The organism is Bradyrhizobium sp. AUGA SZCCT0158, from assembly GCF_018130065.1.
GTDB lineage: Bacteria > Pseudomonadota > Alphaproteobacteria > Rhizobiales > Xanthobacteraceae > Bradyrhizobium.
The window spans coordinates 1-16,278 of sequence record NZ_JAFCME010000030.1; the positions used below are offsets into that span (position 1 = coordinate 1).

At 64.2% G+C, this 16,278-nt stretch carries 14 protein-coding genes; 6 read left to right on the forward strand and 8 right to left on the reverse strand.

All coding sequences use genetic code 11. The features are described 5' to 3' along the window. The first annotated feature begins 441 nt into the window (after positions 1–441). Entirely contained in the window at positions 442–954 is a 513-nt protein-coding gene (locus JQ574_RS29575) for a DUF1465 family protein (RefSeq protein WP_192736887.1), read from the forward strand. 209 nt (positions 955–1,163) lie between these two features. Here JQ574_RS29575 and rpmE read toward each other — a convergent pair whose 3' ends face one another. Beyond that, on the reverse strand, positions 1,164–1,391 hold the full coding sequence (gene rpmE / locus JQ574_RS29580; protein ID WP_192736886.1) for a 50S ribosomal protein L31: 228 nt from the start codon (positions 1,389–1,391) through the stop codon (positions 1,164–1,166). Positions 1,392–1,572: 181 nt separating this feature from the next. Between rpmE and JQ574_RS29585 the strand changes: the two genes are divergently transcribed. Next, positions 1,573–3,432, forward strand: coding sequence for an ABC transporter ATP-binding protein/permease (locus JQ574_RS29585; protein WP_212213255.1), 1,860 nt, complete (start codon positions 1,573–1,575; stop codon positions 3,430–3,432). Between the two features lie 105 nt (positions 3,433–3,537). Here JQ574_RS29585 and JQ574_RS29590 read toward each other — a convergent pair whose 3' ends face one another. Both JQ574_RS29590 and JQ574_RS29595 read right to left on the reverse strand, forming a co-directional pair. Continuing rightward, the gene (locus tag JQ574_RS29590) at positions 3,538–4,569 is read right to left on the reverse strand and encodes a peptidoglycan -binding protein (RefSeq protein WP_212213253.1); all 1,032 of its coding nucleotides are present in this window, start codon (positions 4,567–4,569) and stop codon (positions 3,538–3,540) included. A gap of 150 nt (positions 4,570–4,719) precedes the next feature. Next, positions 4,720–5,718 carry a flagellar motor protein MotA gene (locus JQ574_RS29595; RefSeq protein ID WP_212213250.1) on the reverse strand — a complete coding sequence of 333 codons (999 nt, stop codon included), beginning with the start codon at positions 5,716–5,718 and terminating at the stop codon, positions 4,720–4,722. 174 nt (positions 5,719–5,892) lie between these two features. Here JQ574_RS29595 and JQ574_RS29600 point away from each other — a divergent pair, with 174 nt between their 5' ends. From JQ574_RS29600 to JQ574_RS29615, 4 genes are all read left to right on the forward strand, one after another. Continuing rightward, the gene (locus JQ574_RS29600; protein ID WP_212213246.1) at positions 5,893–6,240 is read left to right on the forward strand and encodes a hypothetical protein; all 348 of its coding nucleotides are present in this window, start codon (positions 5,893–5,895) and stop codon (positions 6,238–6,240) included. Beyond that, positions 6,206–7,234, forward strand: a complete 1,029-nt coding sequence (locus JQ574_RS29605; RefSeq protein WP_212213245.1) for a cyclopropane-fatty-acyl-phospholipid synthase family protein — start codon at positions 6,206–6,208, stop codon at positions 7,232–7,234. Before JQ574_RS29600 ends, JQ574_RS29605 begins: the two co-directional genes overlap by 35 nt. A 309-nt stretch (positions 7,235–7,543) precedes the next feature. Next, on the forward strand, positions 7,544–8,752 hold the full coding sequence (locus JQ574_RS29610) for an efflux RND transporter periplasmic adaptor subunit (protein ID WP_212213242.1): 1,209 nt from the start codon (positions 7,544–7,546) through the stop codon (positions 8,750–8,752). A 5-nt stretch (positions 8,753–8,757) separates the two neighbouring features. Next, positions 8,758–11,895 carry a multidrug efflux RND transporter permease subunit gene (locus tag JQ574_RS29615; protein WP_212213239.1) on the forward strand — a complete coding sequence of 1,046 codons (3,138 nt, stop codon included), beginning with the start codon at positions 8,758–8,760 and terminating at the stop codon, positions 11,893–11,895. Positions 11,896–11,898: 3 nt separating this feature from the next. On the opposite strand, the gene JQ574_RS29620 is transcribed toward JQ574_RS29615, so the two are convergent. The 5 genes from JQ574_RS29620 to JQ574_RS29640 form a co-directional block, all read right to left on the reverse strand. Beyond that, positions 11,899–12,267, reverse strand: a complete 369-nt coding sequence (locus tag JQ574_RS29620; protein WP_212213236.1) for a hypothetical protein — start codon at positions 12,265–12,267, stop codon at positions 11,899–11,901. A 203-nt stretch (positions 12,268–12,470) separates the two neighbouring features. Then, complete coding sequence (locus tag JQ574_RS29625; protein ID WP_212213233.1) at positions 12,471–13,259, reverse strand: inositol monophosphatase family protein; 789 nt, start codon at positions 13,257–13,259, stop codon at positions 12,471–12,473. A 101-nt stretch (positions 13,260–13,360) separates the two neighbouring features. Further along, positions 13,361–14,491: a tetratricopeptide repeat protein gene (locus JQ574_RS29630; RefSeq protein WP_212213230.1), complete on the reverse strand. Its 1,131-nt coding sequence runs from the start codon at positions 14,489–14,491 to the stop codon at positions 13,361–13,363. 8 nt (positions 14,492–14,499) lie between these two features. Then, positions 14,500–15,207: a thiamine phosphate synthase gene (locus JQ574_RS29635; protein WP_212213228.1), complete on the reverse strand. Its 708-nt coding sequence runs from the start codon at positions 15,205–15,207 to the stop codon at positions 14,500–14,502. Between the two features lie 2 nt (positions 15,208–15,209). After that, positions 15,210–16,250: a class I fructose-bisphosphate aldolase gene (locus JQ574_RS29640; RefSeq protein ID WP_212213225.1), complete on the reverse strand. Its 1,041-nt coding sequence runs from the start codon at positions 16,248–16,250 to the stop codon at positions 15,210–15,212. Positions 16,251–16,278: the final 28 nt, after the last annotated feature.

Below are 16,278 nucleotides of genomic sequence, written 5' to 3' on the forward strand. Positions count from 1 at the left end.
TGCCAAAGCCGAAGTGTCACAATATGAATCACACAAAATGCCGATTCGGGAATCCCCGACATCAGATGTGTGCATGCCCTAGCGCCTGCGCGGGGACGACGTGTGGGGAGAGCCGAGTCAACATCGACACTAGGCCAATGGCCGACATGGCAAACAAAGCCTGAAGAAAATCGTTCGTTTACGATCAATTAAGCTTTCTCGTTTATGACTGGCATCGTCCTCGTTTGGACACCGAGTGGCTCCTGTCCACTCTGTTTGACGCCTCCCTGTTATCAACTTCAAAAGCCGCCGGAAACGGCGGCTCTTTTTTGTCTCCGCAAGGCTGGAAACCATATTTCCGGTTGCGGCTGGACTCTCGCCCTCGCAAGCGCAATGATTTGTTCATCATAAGTCGGCGGTTTGAAAAGCCGGCAGCGTATCAGTGGCGTGAGGGCGTTAACTATGGCGGACCGGCTGCACAGCGATTCCGCGCTCGTTCAATTCAGCGAGCGGCTGACTAATTCGGCGGCATTCGGAACCCTGTTCCGCGAGGGCATGGATCTGGTCGAGGAGACCGCGGCCTATCTCGACGGTGACGGCCGCGCTGAAGCCAAGGCGCTCGAACGCTCCGTCAGTCTCACCTATGCGACCGAAAGCATGCGGCTGACCACCCGCCTGATGCAGCTCGCCTCCTGGCTGCTGCTGCATCGCGCGGTCAAGGAAGGCGAGATGACGCTGACCCAGGCCAACCGCGAAAAGACCAAGGTCAAACTCTCCGCCGCCGATCCCGGTCCCGAAGACATGATCGCCAAACTGCCGCTGCAATTGCAGCACCTGATCGAGCGTTCGATGAACTTGCAGTCGCGAGTGCGCCGGCTCGACACGTCGATCCATGCGCCGGCGGCCGAACGCGCCCCGATCGGCAATCCGCTGGTGCCGCAGCTCAATCGCCTGAAGGCGGCCTTCGAGCGGTAAGCTCGGAAACTCTCTCCGCCGTCATTGCGAGCCAACGGGTCGCGCGAATGCGCGCCCGATGACAGGCTCCGCGAAGCAATCCATAGCGCCGCAAGTTGGGGCATGGATTGCTTCGCTTCGCTCGCAATGACGGTCAGAAACAAAAAAACGCCCCGGGAAACCGGGGCGTTTTGCATTCCTGCGCCGCAGGGCGCGGGGTCGAAAAACCCTCAATCCTTCTTGAGGAAGCCCGAAAACTTCTTCTGGAAGCGCGACACGCGGCCGCCGCGGTCGAGCATCTGCTGGGTGCCGCCGGTCCAGGCCGGATGCGACTTGGAGTCGATGTCGAGGTTCAGCTTGTCGCCTTCCTTGCCCCAGGTGGAACGGGTCTGATACTCCGTACCGTCGGTCATAACGACCGTAATCGTATGATAATTCGGATGAATTTCGGCTTTCATGGCATATCCTTCGGCGCGCCTGCGCCCGTCTCGAAATGTCAGGGGTACGGGATTTGGGCGGGTCTATAACGCAACAAGGCCGCCAAAACAAGCTGCCAGAGCCGTCTGATGGGTCGATCTGCCGGATTTGCCAGCGCCGCTTCCGGGGCCTATCTGGGGGCATCGAAACTGGTCCCTTTTCATGAGCGCAGCCGAACAGCTTGAAGACCCACCCGGCGGCGTGCCGCCGCGCCGCGACGCGCTGCTCGAGGAAGAGGCCTTCATCGAAACCCAGCTGACGCAGTCGCCGGCCAAAACCGGCGCAAAACTGCGTCCCCTGCTGGCGCTGGCGCCCTACGTCGCGCGCTACCGCGGCCGGGCGATATTGGCGTTTATCTCGCTGACCGTCGCGGCGGTGACGACCCTGGTGGTGCCGATCGCGGTGCGGCGCATGATCGACTTCGGCTTCAGCCCCGAAGGCATTGCGATGATCAACAGCTATTTCAGCGTGATGATCGCGGTCGTTGCGGTGCTGGCCTGCGCCAGCGCGTCGCGGTTCTACCTGGTCATGACCATCGGCGAGCGCATCGTTGCGGACCTGCGGCGCGACGTGTTCGCGCACCTGATCTCGCTGTCGCCTTCGTTCTTCGATTCCGCCCGCAGCGGCGAACTGGTGTCGCGGCTCACCGCTGACACCACCCAGATCAAGTCGGCGGTGGGCGCGTCGGTGTCGATCGCGCTGCGCAACCTGATGCTGTTCATCGGCGCCACCACCATGATGGTGATCACGAGCCCAAAACTTTCGCTGTTCGTGCTGCTGGCAATTCCGGTGATCGTGATTCCGCTGGTCGCGTTCGGCCGCTGGGTGCGGCGGCTGTCGCGCAACGCACAGGACACGCTGGCCGACGCCAGCGCCTATGCCTCCGAGCTGGTCGGCGCTATCAGGACGGTGCAGGCCTACACCAGCGAGCGGCTGGCCGCGACGCGCTTCGGCCGCGAGGTCGAACAGGCCTATGACGCCGCGCGCAGTTCGACGCGGGCGCGCGCGGTGCTGACCTTGATCATCATCTTCATCGTGTTTTCCAGCGTCGTCGTCATCCTGTGGGTCGGCTCGCACGACGTGCTGACCGGTTCGATCAGCCCGGGCCGGCTCGGCCAGTTCGTGCTCTATGCGGCGTTCGCCGCGACGGGCCTCGGCCAGCTCAGCGAGGTGTGGGGTGAAGTCTCGGCCGCCTCGGGCGCCGCCGAACGGCTGTTCGAGATCCTGCGCGTCAAGCCGCAGATTACGGCGCCGGCCTCGCCGGTCGCGCTGCCGTCGCCGGCGCGCGGCGATGTCGGGTTTGAGAATGTCAGCTTCAATTACCCGACGCGCCCGGATGTGCGGGCGATCGACAGCGTCTCGCTGTCGGTGCGGGCCGGAGAGAAGGTCGCGATCGTCGGCCCGTCAGGCGCCGGCAAGAGCACGCTGTTTCATCTCTTGCTGCGGTTTTACGATCCCGCCAGCGGAACGATTTCGGTCGACGCCGTGCCGATCAGGTCGGCCGATCCGCGCGAGTTACGCGCGCGCATCGCGCTGGTGCCGCAGGACTCGGTGGTGTTCGCGGCAAGCGCCCGTGAAAACATTCGCTTCGGCCGGCCTGGTGCCAGCGATGCCGAGGTCGAACGCGCGGCTGATCAGGCGCATGCCACCGAATTCATCCGCCGCCTGCCTGACGGTTTCGAGGCGCAGCTTGGCGAGCGTGGCGTGACGCTGTCGGGCGGCCAGCGCCAGCGCATCGCGATCGCCCGCGCCATACTGCGCGATGCCCCGCTGTTGCTGCTCGACGAAGCAACCTCCGCGCTCGATGCCGAAAGCGAGACCCTGGTGCAGACCGCGCTGGAAGAATTGATGCGCCACCGCACCACGCTGGTGATCGCGCACCGGCTCGCGACCGTCCTGTCCTGCGACCGCATCATGGTGATGGATCAGGGCCGCATCGTCGAGCACGGCACGCATGCCGAGCTGGTTGCGGCGAACGGGCTGTATGCAAGGCTGGCGCGGCTGCAGTTCGAGGGGATCTAAACCCCGCTCGTCCTGCCCGGACTTGATCCGGGCATCCACCCACTTCGAAAGAATCTCTCTTGATGGATTGCCGGGTCAAGCCCGGCAATGACAATGTTGGCACCCTTACCGTTCCGTCAGCTTCAGCTCGATGCGGCGGTTGCGCTTGTAGGCTTCCTCGGTCGGCGCCGTGTCGAGCGGCTGGAATTCGGCAAAGCCTGCGGCGACCAGCCGCTGCGCGGGGACGCCGAGCGAGATCAGATACTGCACCACCGAGATCGCGCGCGCCGATGACAGTTCCCAGTTCGACTTGAACACCGGGCTGTTCATGATCGGCCGCACGTCGGTGTGGCCGTCGACCCGCAGCACCCAGGCGATTTCAGTCGGGATCTTGCTATCGAGTTCGACCAGCGCGGAAGCAAGCTTGTCGAGCTCGGCGCGGCCTTCGGGCAGCAGCAAGGCTTGTCCGGTGTCGAAGAACACCTCGGATTGGAACACGAAGCGATCGCCGACGATCCGCACATCCGGCCGATTGCCGAGAATCGCACGCAGCCGCCCGAAGAACTCGGAACGGTAGCGCGTCAGTTCCTGCACCCGCTGCGCCAGCGCCACGTTGAGCCGTTGCCCGAGATCGGCAATGCGGCCCTGCGATTCCTTGTCGCGCTTTTCGGAGGCGTCGAGCGCTTCTTCAAGCGCGGCGAGCTGCCGGCGCAGCGCGCTGATCTGTTGGTTCAGCACCTCGATCTGCGCCAGCGCGCGCGACGTCACCGCCTTCTCGGAATCCAGCGCCTTGTTGAGTTCGTTGGCGCGGCCCTGGGCGTCGTTGCCGGCGCCGGCGAGCCCCTCATAAAGCCCCTTGATGCGATCGCGCTCCGCTTCCACCGATGTCAATCCGGCGCGCGCCTGCGAGAGCTGGTCGCTGAGGTTCAATCCGGTGAGTTTTTCCAGCGACAGCAGATCGTTCAACTGCGCGATCTTGGCGTTGAGCGCCTCCAGCGCCTTATCCTTGCCGGTAACTTCCTGCGACAGGAAGAACTGCACAACGAGAAACACCGAGAGCAGGAACACGATCGAGAGCACCAGCGTCGACAGCGCGTCGACGAAGCCCGGCCAGTAGTTCATTCCCGATTCGTTGCGGCGTGCGCGCGCGAGGGCCATTTATTGTTTCTCCGCTACTCTCGTGTCCCGGACGCGGTGCAGCGTGCTAACGCTGCTCCGCAGAGCCGGGACCCAGATGCCGTTATTGTGGGCCCCGGCTCAGCAGCGCAGCATTTCATGCTGCGCAGCGTCCGGGGCACGATACCCATCTCAGCTCTTCTCGGGTTGGCGCGCGATCCGCTCCAGCAGCTTCTTGATCTCGCGGTTCTGTTCGCCCTGGCCGTCGGCCCATTCGCGGATCATCTGCTGCTCGGTGCGCATATGCGCGACCAGGCCCTGAATGGCTTCGGCGAGATTGGCCATCGCCGCCGTGGTGCTGCGGCTGCTGCCGCCTTCCTCGACCACCGCACGCAGCCGCTCCATCGCGTGCTGCAGCTCGCCGGAAACACCGGTGGTGCCGTCGCCTGAATATTCGCGCACGGTCGAGGCGAGCCAGTCTTCCAGGTCGGTATAGAAGCGGTTCTGCGCCTGGCTCGATTGCAGGTCGAGGAAACCCAGGATCAGCGATCCGGCGAGGCCGAACAGCGAGGAGGAGAACGAGATGCCCATGCCCTTGAGCGGCGCCGCCAGACCCTCCTTCAGGGTATCGAACAGCGAGCCCGAATCACCACCGACCTTCAGCCCCTCGATCACCTGGCCGACGGAGCCTACGGTTTCGATCAGGCCCCAGAAGGTGCCGAGCAGGCCGAGAAAGACCAGCAAGCCGGTCATGTAGCGGGAGATGTCGCGGGCTTCGTCGAGCCTTGTTGCGATCGAATCCAGCAAATGCCGCATGGTCTGCTGCGAGATCGACATCCGCCCGGTGCGCTCGCCGCCGAGTATCGCCGCCATCGGCGCCAGCAGCGTGGGACGCCGGTCGATGGCGAGACCGGGATCGGCGATGCGGAAATTGTTGACCCAGGAGACTTCCGGGTAGAGCCGGATCACCTGCCGGAACGACAGGATGATGCCGATCAGAAGCACCGCGCCGATCAGGGCGTTGAGGCCGGGATTGGCGAAGAACGCGGTGACGATCTGCTTGTAGAGCACGGTCATGACCAGGCCGCACAGCACCAGGAACACCAGCATCCGCACTAGAAAGATCTGTGGCGACGACAATTTGGTGAGCTCGATCTCCATTTCGGAGCGGGCGGAGGGGCCTTGGGGCATTGCGGGGGTCTTCCGTTGCGAAAAGCCGCGTTTGGGAGGCCAATATGGCACAGCACGGCTGAGAAAAAAGATCGGAAAGCGCTGTTTCAGGCAAACGAGGGGGAACTTCACGCCGAAACCGGGCTTTGACTTGAGCGTATTTTTGGAAACGTTCTTTGTCCAACCGGGATTTTCATGACGGTCCTGCATCTCGAAGCGCCGGCGGCGATGGCCGTTTTGCTCTCGGTCCGGATGGCGGGCGCCCGGATGGTGCAGCCACGCACCGGCAATGCCGGCTGGGTGAATGCAATCTGGACCCTTTCGCTCGGTTTGGCCCGTGTAACCGGCATTCCGTCGCGGGAGCCGCAGCTGCTGCGCTCGCGCGATCACCGCTATCGCGACTATCCGTTGCGTGCCCGTCAGTTCTTCTCGCTGTCGCCGCAAGATGATCCCCGAAAGTGGAGGCCGGTTTTCCAAAATGGATCGTGCTCAGAAAGGGAGTGGTCACATGAGCTTTGTTTCCACGATCATCGGCACTGCTGAGCGGGTGCCGCTGCCTGACGTCATCATCCGTGCCGCGATCCACCGGCTGTGTTCGCGCACCGCAACAAGACTCGCCATCGGCAACGCCGAAAGCGACGCCTGGTTTGCCGACGAGATGGCCGCGCGTGCCATCGCCGAATACAGCGACGAGGCCACCGCGCAGCATCACGAGGTGCCGTCGGCGTTCTTCGCGCTTGTCCTCGGGCCACACCGCAAATATTCCTCGTGCTTCTACCGGGAGCCGGCCACGACATTGCAGGAGGCCGAAGAGGAGGCGCTGCGTCAGACTGTCGGGCATGCCGATATCGCCGACGGCCAATCGATTCTCGAATTCGGCTGCGGCTGGGGTTCGCTGTCGCTGTGGATGGCGCGGCAATTCCCGCATTCGGAAGTGACGGCAGTATCGAACTCCGCCTCACAACGCGAATTCATCGAGGGCGAAGCCGGCAAGCGCGGATTGAAGAATCTGCGTGTGGTTACCGCGGAGATGAATTTGTTCGATCCGCAGACGCAGTTCGATCGCATCGTCTCGGTCGAGATGTTCGAGCACCTGCTGAACTGGCGCGAATTGATGTCGCGGATCCGTTCGTGGCTGAAGCCCGACGGCCGCTTCTTCATGCACATCTTCACCCATCGCTCGGGCGCCTACCTGTTCGACCGCGCCGATGGCGAGGACTGGATCGCGCAGCATTTCTTCACCGGCGGCATGATGCCGAGCCACCATCTGATCCGGCAATATTCCGATCTGCTCGAAATCGAAAAGGAATGGCGCTGGAGCGGGCTGCATTATCACCGCACCGCGCAGGATTGGCTGGCCAATTTCGATCTGCACCGCGAGGAGATCGAAGCGGTGTTGCGTCCTGTCTATGGCCGCGAGACCGCGTTGTGGATGCGGCGCTGGCGCTGGTTCTTCCTCGCAACGTCAGGCCTGTTCGGCTACGCCGACGGCAGCGAATGGGGTATCAGCCACTACCGGATGAAGACGGCTGGTTAACGGGGAGCAGTGATTCGCGCCAGTTTTGCGCAAATTCGCGGGATGCCGCGTTTGGAGCGCCGGTTCCCGCTCACACTTGTTGCGTTCCATTCCGACGCGCTGAAGCGTGACGTTGTCACAATCCGGTGAGTCAACAAAACCGCTGTTTGTTCAGTGTGATAGCGTCGTGTGACATTGGGCCGCCGCGAATGCGCATTGCATCGCAGCAAACTCATCCTATCCTTGATCTCAACAAGAACGCGGTGTCTTCGCGACATATCGCGCAAACATTTGTTTGCGCTTCAACTCGACTAAGGGGCGATATTTCTGATGTCTGGAATTCGTGCGCAATCGGCTGGCCTCGCGCTCATGCTCCTTGCGATGGCGCCGCTGTTGGCTGGATGCAAAGAGCCAACCGCTGCAACGGCTGCCGTGCCACATTCTTCCGAGCCAGACGTCAGTGTCGTTACCGTGAGGCCTCAGGCGCGTGCGATTATCCGCGAATTGCCGGGACGTATCGCGCCGACCCGTGTTTCCGAAGTGCGGCCGCGGGTGTCCGGGATTGTCGTCGAGCGCCTGTTCCATCAGGGCAGCGAGGTCAAGGCCGGCGACGCCCTCTACAGAATCGATCCGCGGCCGTTCGAGGTCGAAGTGCAATCGACCGAAGCCGCGCTGGCGCGCGCCAAAGCCACGCTCGATCAGGCCGCATCGCATGCACGCCGCATCGCCACGCTGACCAGCCAGCGCGCAGCCCCCGAAGCCGAGAACGAAAAGGCCATCTCGGCCGAGCGTCAGGCGGCCGCCGATGTCGAAGGCCGCAAGGCCGACGTTGCCCGCGCCAAGCTCAATCTAGATTATGCGACCATTCGCGCCCCGATCGACGGCGTCGTCGGCGCCGCGCTGGTGAGCGAAGGCGCGCTTGTCGTGCAGAACGAAACCACGAGCCTTGCGACCATCCAGCAGCTCGATCCGATCTATGCCGATTTCACCCAATCGGTGAACGAGCTCAATCAGCTGCGCCGGGCGGTGGAGAGCGGCGATCTCGACCGTATCGCGCCTGACGCCATGAAGGTTCGACTGGTGCTGGACGACGGCTCGGTTTATCCGATTGCCGGCAGATTGCTGTTCTCGGACGCCAAGGTCGATGCCCATACCGGGCAGGTGACGTTGCGCGGCGAGTTTCCCAATCCGAGGCGCGAATTGCTGCCGGGCATGTATGTCCGCGTGCTGATCGAGCAGGGCATCGATACCGACGCCATCGCGGTGCCGCAGCAGGCGATCCAGCGTAATGGCGGCGGCGGCAGCGAAGTGTTCGTGGTCAAGAGCGACAACCTCGTCGCCGTCCAGCCGGTACGCACCGGCTCGCTGCAGAGCGGCCAGTGGTTCGTCACCGAGGGCTTGAAGGCCGGAGACAGGGTCATCGTCGAGGGATTCCAGAAGTTTGCCGCCGGCGATAAGGTCCGGCCGCAGCTGCTGACCGAGGCCGACGCGTCCGCCGATTTCGCTGGCGCCAAGCCGTCCGCGCAAGCGACACGGTAGATTAGATGCCGAGTTTCTTCATCGACAGGCCAATCTTCGCCTGGGTCGTCGCGCTTTTCATCTGTCTGATCGGCGCGATCTCGATCCCGTTGCTGGCGATCGCGCAATACCCGATCATCGCACCGCCCTCGATCTCGATATCGACCAGCTATCCCGGCGCGTCGCCGGAAAACCTCTACAACAGCGTCACGCGGTTGATCGAGGAAGAGCTCAACGGCGCCAACGGCATCCTGAACTTCGAATCCACCAGCGACTCGCTCGGCCAGGTCGAGATCATCGCCAACTTCGTGCCGGGCACCGACACCGGCACCGCGTCGGTGGAAGTGCAGAATCGCATCAAGCGCGTCGAGGCACGTCTGCCGCGCGCGGTGATCCAGCAGGGCATCCTGATCGAGGAAGCTTCCAGCGCCGTGCTGCAGATCATCACGCTGCGCTCGACCGACGGAAGCCTCGACGAGGTCGGCCTCGGCGACTTCATGATTCGCAGCGTTCTCGGCGAAATCAGGCGCATTCCCGGCGTCGGCCGCGCCACGCTCTACTCCACTGAACGCAGTCTGCGTATCTGGGTCGATCCGGCCAGGCTGGTCGGCTACGGGCTGACCGCCGATGACGTCAACAAGGCGATCACGGCGCAGAACGCGCAGGTAGCCTCCGGCAGCATCGGCGCCGAGCCGAGCACGGATGACCAGAAGATTTCGGCGCTGGTGCTGGTCAAGGGACAGCTCTCGTCGCCGGACGAATTTGGCTCGATTATCCTGCGTGCCAATGCGGACGGCTCGACGGTGCGGCTGCGCGACGTGGCCCGGATCGAGATCGGCGGATTGAGCTATCAGTTCAACACGCGGCTTAACGGCAAACCAACGGCGGGTCTGTCGGTGCTGATGTCGCCGACCGGCAATGCGCTGGCGACCGCAAGCGCGGTCGAAGCCAAGATGAAGGAGCTGTCGCGCTTCTTCCCGGCCAACATCGCCTATGAAATTCCCTACAACATCACGCCCGTCGTGAAGGCCTCGATCGAAAAGGTGCTGATGACGCTGGTCGAGGCCATCGTGCTGGTCTTCATCGTGATGTTCCTGTTCCTGCAGAACATCCGCTACACCATCATCCCGACCATCGTGGTGCCGGTGGCGCTGCTCGGCACCTGCGCGATCCTGCTGGCGGCCGGTTACTCCATCAACATGCTGACGATGTTCGGCATGGTGCTGGCGGTCGGCATTCTGGTCGACGACGCCATCGTGGTGGTCGAGAACGTCGAGCGTATCATGTCCGAGGAGGGCCTGCCGCCGAAGGAGGCCACCCGCAAGGCGATGTCGCAGATCACAGGCGCCATCATCGGCATTACGCTGGTGCTGATCGCGGTGTTCGTGCCGATGGCGTTCTTTCCGGGATCGGTCGGCGTCATCTACCGGCAGTTCTCGGTAACGATGGTCGCGGCGATCGCGTTCTCCGCGCTGCTGGCGATGTCGCTGACGCCGGCGCTGTGCGCGACCTTGCTCAAGCCGGTCACGGCCGGCCACGGCCATGCCAAGAGGGGTGTTTTCGGCTGGTTCAACCGCGCGCTCGACGGCACCAAGGATGGTTATACGCGCGTCGTCGGGCACTCCTTAAAGCGAACCGGCCGACTGATGCTGATCTATGCGGCGCTGATCGTCGGGCTGAGCTGGGCCTTTATTCGCCTGCCCGGCGGCTTCCTGCCGGTCGATGACCAGGGCTTCATCACCACCGACGTGCAGACGCCGGCTGACTCGTCCTACGCCCGCACCGAGGCGGCGGTCGAGAAGGTCGAGCAATATCTGGCCAAGCGTTCCGGCGTCGAGAACGTCACCTTCCTCACCGGCTTCAGCTTCCTCGGCCAGGGCATCAACACCGCGCAGGCCTTCATCACGCTGAAGGACTGGTCGGATCGCGGACCGAAGGATTCGGCCGCGGCGATCGTCAACGACATCAACCGCGATCTGTCCTCGATCCGTGACGCCCGGATTTCCGCGCTGCAGCCGCCGCCGATCGATAATCTCGGCAACTCCTCGGGCTTCTCATTCCGCCTGCAGGACCGCGGCCAGAAGGGTTATCCGGCGCTGGTGAGCGCCGCCGAGCAGCTGATCGCGGAAGCCAATGCCAGCCGCGTGCTGCAAAAGGTCTATGTCGAAGGCCTGCCGCCGGGGCCGCAGGTCAATCTGATGATCGACCGCGAGAAGGCCGGCGCGTTCGGCGTCACCTTCGAGGACATCAACAACACCATCTCGACCAATCTCGGATCGAACTACATCAACGACTTCCCGAACCGGGGCCGGATGCAGCGCGTGATCGTGCAGGCCGACCGCGGCAGCCGCATGAACGCCGACGACATCCTGAACTACAACGTCAAGAACAGCCGTGGCCAGCTGGTGCCGCTGTCCTCGTTCGCCTCCGTCGAATGGTCGAAGGGGCCGACGCAGATCGCCGGCTTCAACTACTATCCCGCGGTACGCATCAGCGGCGAAGCCAAGCCCGGCTTTACCTCGGGCGATGCCATCGCCGAGATGGAGCGGCTCGCCGGCAAGCTGCCGCGCGGCTTCGGCTTTGAGTGGACCGGGCAATCGCTGCAGGAGAAGCTCTCGGGCTCGCAGGCGCCGTTCCTGCTTGGCCTGTCGGCGCTGGTGGTGTTCCTGTGTCTGGCGGCGCTCTATGAAAGCTGGACCATTCCGCTCGCCGTGCTGCTGACGGTGCCGCTCGGCATCTGCGGTTCGGTGCTGGCCGCGTCGTTGCGCGGCTTGCCGAACGACGTTTACTTCACCGTCGCCCTGATCACCATCATCGGACTGGCTGCGAAAGATGCCATTCTGATCATCGAGTTTGCCAAGGAGCTGCGCGCGCAAGGCAAGCCGCTGGTCGAAGCGACGATCGAAGCCTGTACCTTGCGTTTCCGCCCGATCCTGATGACCGGTCTCGCCTTCGTTTGCGGCGTGCTGCCGATGGTGATCGCGACCGGCGCCGGCGGCGCCAGCCAGCAGGCGCTCGGCACCAGCGTGATGGGCGGCATGATCGCGGTCGTGATCCTGGCGCTGCTGATGGTGCCGGTGTTCTTCGTCGTGGTGCAAAGGTTCTTTGCGGGAGACCGGGAAGTGGTGGCGGAAGCGCAGGCGGCGCCGAGGCCGGCGGAGTAGCGATCATTCACCGCACCGGCCCGTCGCATCGACCGGCAGGCTCCTGGCATCCCGTTCCGCGCCGATAAACAGGCTGCCGCCGGCACCGCAACTTCCGCCCGTCCTGAGCCGCTCGCCCGCCTCGAAGCGGGCGGAGAGCGCGCTGCGCCCGAACGTGCGCCAGACGGTGACGCTGCCGCCTTCACAATCGATGTAGCAGGACAGGGTGGGCATGATCCGGTCGATGAAGGTGTCGTGCCATTCGTAGATGGCGCCGCTCGCCAGGCGTTCGCCGTTGGCGAGGTCGGCAGCAAGGCGCAGGCTGTAGCGCCAGTCGTAGCCGCCACCCGATGGACCGCTGCGGTAGGGCTTTTTCGTCGGGATCGAGATCAATCTCGATCCGCATCGAACTCACTTCGCCTGATCTGCGCTTGTCATTTCTGGGCGAGGACAGATCGATGGGACGTGGCGGATCATAGTTCGCGGCAAAGCAGGTCGTGCCACCGCGTTCGGGCAGGGAGGGTCCGATGCGCCAGAGGTAGATCGCCAGTACAAGAGCGGAGAGGAGCGTGGTGGCCGCGGCGGCGGCGGCGCCGTCACAGCGGCTTCAGAATCTTCACCAGCTCTTTGTGCACGAACTCGTTGCCGCAGATCAGGTGACCGGTCGTGAGCGGATCGTCGTCGCCCGCCATGCCTGACACGACGCCGCCGGCTTCGCGGATCATGATCTGTCCGGCTGCCATGTCCCATGGTTGAAGATTGCGCTCCCAATAGCCGTCGAGGCGGCCGGCGGCGACGAAGGCCATGTCGAGCGAGGCGGCGCCGAACCTTCGAAGGCCAGCAACCCGCTGCTGGATCGCGGTCATTTCCAGCCGCGACTGGTCATGATCGCCGCGTCCGATATGCGGCAGACCGCAGCCGACCACGCATTCGTCGAGCTGGCGCCGGCCGGCGACGCGCAGCCGCTGGTCGTTGAGGAACGCGCCCTTGCCGCGCTCGGCGATGTAGAGTTCGTCATTGGCCGGATTGTAGATCACGCCGGCGATGATGGTGCCTTCGCGCTGCAGGCCGATCGAGATCGCGAATTGCGGAATGCCGTGCAGGAAGTTCGTCGTGCCGTCCAGCGGATCGACGATCCAGGTATGGCTCTTGTCGGCGCCTTCGCGCGTGCCGCCTTCCTCGCCGATGAAGCCGTAACCCGGCCGCGACTTGGTCAGATCCGCATAGAGCAGTTCCTCGGCGCGCTTGTCGGCCATCGTGACGAAATTCGCAGGCCCCTTCAGCGACACCTGCAGATGCTCGACCTCGCCGAGGTCGCGCTTGAGGCTGCGGCCGGCGTGGCGCGCGGCTTTCACCATGACGTTGATAAGGGCTGAATGCAGCATGATGCGGGGCTTATGGGTTAGGAGGGAAACGGCCAATGCCGCCAAGGGTAGTGCAAGGGTTGAGGGACTGGGTGCCCTGACGATGTGTCGCCGTCAAGGCGTCATTTCTTGTCGTTGCCGATCCATTTGCGGGCGGCCTCCTGGGCCCTGGTGCGGTCCTCGGGACTGAGGTCCGCCAGCGCATCGTCCAGCATCGGATCGCCCTTGCCGGCGGTTTTGGCGACAATGTGCCATTTCAGGGCCTCGACCTTGTCCACCGGCGCGCCCTGTCCACTGACCAGCACGCGGGCGAGGCGGTTCTGCGCAATCGGGCTGTTTTGCCGGGCCGCCTTGCGGAGCATCGCGACCCCGGCGGCCTCGTTCTTCGGCGTGCCGGTGCCGTTATAGAGCGCGATCGCGTATTCGACCTCGGCATCGACATTGTCGGCCAGCGACGCGGCCTGCAGCAGGCGCACCGCCTTGTCGATGTCCTTGGGCACGCCGGTGCCTTCCTTGTAGAAGGTCGCAAGCGCGTATTGCGCTTCCGGGTTTCCTGCGTCGGCCGCGACCCGCAGCAATTCGGCTGAACGTTTCACATCCTGCGGCAGCGTCTGCCCGTCGAGATACAGCAGCGCCAAATTATACGCCGCCTTGGGACTGCCGAGCTTGGCGGCGGAAGCCAGCAGCTTGACCGCTTGCTCGCGGTTGACCGGGCCGCCGCGGCCGGAAAGCTTCATCATCGCCAGCGCAAACATGCCCTCGCGGTCGCCGGCGTCGGCGGCGCGCTGGTACCATTCGATGGCTTTCGCGTAGTCGCGCTTGACGCCGAGGGCGCCGGAGTAGAGCTCGCCGATCATCGTCATCGCCTTGGCGTCGCCGGCATATTGCGCCCGCGTCAGCGCCAGATCGAGCGCGGTCTTGTAGAGGCCGCGCTGATAGGCGCCGTAGACGAGATCGACATTGGGATCGTCAAAGCTGGGCGTGGGTGAAGCTGTCGGGGCGGGCGTCGCGGCCGGTTTGGGCGTGGCCGGAGGCTTCTTGGCGACAGCGGGCGCCTTCGGCTTCGGAGCCTCCTTGGAAGCATCCTTGGAAGTCTCTTTGGTCGTCGCTTTGGGCGCCTCTTTCTTCGCGGCCGGCTTGCTGGCAGGCGCCGGCGTTTGCGCAGCGGGCGGCGTCAGCGAGATCTGCGCCGATGCGCCGGTCGCCGCCATCAGGCAGCAGCCAAGGATCGATATCGGACGCAGCAGTCTCATGTCCGGCGCTATCCCCGTCCGGTCGTCGGCTCGGTGGCGTCGTCCGTGCTCTTGTTTTTTCCAAACGCGTCGGCGTGTGCTTGCGTGATCGTCTGCTCGATATCGACCAGCGCCGCCTCGGGCCCGCGCGGATCGGCCCAGATGAAATCGCCGACAAGCACGAAATCCGCACCCGCGGCGGCAAATTCGCTGGCCTCCTCGCGTGAGGCCGCATAGCCGACGCAGGGCGGTTCGAACAATTCATCCCACCATTGCAGGCGCTCGGCGATCGCTTCCGCCGAGGGGCGCTCGCCTTTGGCGTCGGGTTCACCGAACAGCACGTAGTCCGCACCCGCTTCGCCCGCGGCCATCGAATCGTGCCGCGTGGCGAGGCCGCCGACGCCGGCGATGCGATCGGGCTTCAGGGACGGGAAGGCGTCTTCGATGGCAGCTAACCCGGTCAGGTGCGCGCCATCGGCGCCGCCACGGGCCACCAGCTCGACATGGCCATCAAGCAGCAGCGCCGCGCCGCCGTCCTGGACCGGGGCCGCCAGCGCCTTGATCCGCGAGATCATGGTGCGCTGGTCGGTCTCGCGCAGCCGCAGCAGCACGGCGGCGACGTCGGCCGCGGCGAGCAGTCCGGGGAGGCTGGCGATGAGCTGCGACGGGTCGTCCACGACCGATGTCGCGAGATAGAGGCGCGGCACCGGGCGCTGCGGAACGGGTTTAGCGGCCAATGCTATGCCACCTTCTTTTCCAGGCCGGCTTCCCACTCACCCTTGCTCGCCAGCGCATTCATCCGCGCCCGGTGCGTGAAGGCGCGCTGGCCGGCCGCGACGTTCTCGGCCTTGCCCGACCACGCCTTTTGCGGCGCCGCCTGCAGCGCGCGGCCGTAGGAGAAGGTCAGCCGCCAGGGCAGGCCGCCGATCCGGTTCATGGCATTGAGATGCGCAGTCGCATCCTCGTCGGACTGTCCGCCGGAAAGGAAGGCGATGCCGGGGACGGCCGCCGGAACGCAGCTCTTCAACAGCAGGATGGTCTTCTCCGCGACCTCTTCAACGGGCGACGGTTTCGGGCTTTTCTTGCCCGCGATCGCCATGTTGGGTTTCAGGATCATGCCCTCCAGCGCGACGCGCTGGATCCGCAATTCCTGGAATGTCTTGTTCAGGACGCGCTGGGTCACCTCAAAGCAGCGGTCGATGTCGTGATCGCCGTCCATCAACACTTCCGGCTCGACGATCGGCACGATCTGCGCCTGCTGGCACAACGCGGCGTAGCGGGCGAGCGCATGCGCGTTGACATGGATCGCGGTCATGGAGGGAATGTTCCGGCCGTCAGTGCCGTGGCCGATGTCGATCACCGCCCGCCATTTGGCGAACCGTGCGCCGCGCTCGTAATATTTCTTCAGGCGCTCGGCGAGCTTGTCGAGCCCGGCCGTGATCAGTTCGCCGGGGCAGCCGGGCAGGCCCTGGGTCCCCTCATCCACCTTGATGCCGGGGATGGCACCGGACTGCTCGATCAGCTTGACCAGCGGCGTGCCGTCCTTGGCGTTCTGCCAGATGGTTTCGTCATAGAGGATGACGCCCGAGACGTATTTGCTCATCGCCTCCTGCGAGCGAAACAGCATTTCCCGGTAGTCGCGGCGCGTCTCCTCGGTCGATTCGACGCTGATGGCGTCGAACCGCTTCTTGATCGTACCTGAGGACTCGTCAGCGGCGAGTATGCCCTTGCCCGGCGTGACCATGGCGAGGGCGACCTTGTTGAGGTCAGCGAGATTCATCGATCCGTTCTCCAGACACCTGCCTTGC